This window comes from Segeticoccus rhizosphaerae (genome assembly GCF_005222685.1).
GTDB lineage: Bacteria > Actinomycetota > Actinomycetes > Actinomycetales > Dermatophilaceae > Segeticoccus > Segeticoccus rhizosphaerae.
This window is the reverse complement of sequence record NZ_SWMA01000099.1, coordinates 1-1,130: the sequence shown is the minus strand read 5'-3', so window position 1 is coordinate 1,130 and position 1,130 is coordinate 1. Positions and strand designations below refer to the sequence as shown.

The 1,130-nt window shown below is 65.8% G+C and carries 1 protein-coding gene; it reads right to left on the bottom strand.

Going from position 1 to position 1,130, the window contains the following annotated elements; translation table 11 throughout:
- A partial coding sequence (locus FCN22_RS21465) for an IS256 family transposase (RefSeq protein WP_137123598.1) occupies positions 1-1,010 on the bottom strand: 1,010 nt, incomplete at its 3' end.
- Positions 1,011-1,130: the final 120 nt, after the last annotated feature.

Here is a 1,130-nt window from a genome sequence, read left to right as displayed (position 1 = left end):
CACACCTTGCGCCAGTGGGTCTTGGGGAATGCGGTGAAGGCGAGGACCTCGGCCTTGGCCTCGTCCATCAGCGGTCCGACCTTGGGGAACGAGGCAGCGAGTTGGTCGCGGACCTCGTCCCAGGCCGCGGTGACGGCCTCCGGGTCGGGCTGGGCGAAGATCGTGCGGAACACCGCGGCGACCATGTCGGCGTGGGACTTGGGGACGTGGGCGAGCAGGTTGCGGGCGAAGTGGACTCGGCACCGCTGGTGTCCGCAGCCTTGGAAGGACCGCTTGAGCGCCTTCACCAGACCGGAGTGCTGATCGCTGATGACCAACCGCACCCCGGTCAGACCGCGTTGTTTGAGGCTGAGCAGGAAGCTGCGCCAGAACGTCTCGTCCTCGCTGTCGCCGACGTCAAGGCCGAGGACCTCCCGGGACCCGTCAGCGGCGATCCCGGTGGCCACCACGACCGCCATCGAGACCACCTGGCCACCCTTGCCCGGCTTGTTCCGGACATGGAGGTAGGTCGCATCGAGGTAGACGTAGGGAAACGCGCTGTGATCGAGCTGGCGGGTGCGGAATGCGCCCACGGACTCATCCAGCTGCTCGCAGATCCGGGAGACCTCGGACTTGGAGATCCCCGAGTCGGCGCCCATCGCCGCGACCAGGTCATCGACACTTCTGGTGGACACACCATGGACGTAGGCCTCCATCACCACCGCATACAGCGCCTGGTCGATGCGCCGACGGGGCTCCAAGATGGAGGGGAAGAACGAACCCTTCCGCAGCTTCGGGATTCGCACTTGCACGTCACCGGCTTTGGTGGCCAGCAACTTCGGGCGGGTGCCGTTGCGCTCGGTCACGCGGTCCTCGGTGCGCTCGTAACGCTCCGCGCCGATCACGCCCGCGGCTTCGAACTCGACGAGCTCTTGGAGCACGGTGCGGACCGATTCACGGATCATGTCAACGCCATCGCCGGTGCGGAACGCCTCAAGCAACTCAGACAAGGCAGACTGGGACAAGGCCATCGGTGGTTCTCCTTCAGTGCGTGACTTGGTCGTTTCACACCGAAGATCCCGCCGATGGCCGCCTACTTCACGAAGCCCCGCCGTTGGACCTCAAACCCCACCACCCCAAGGGACTCTCCT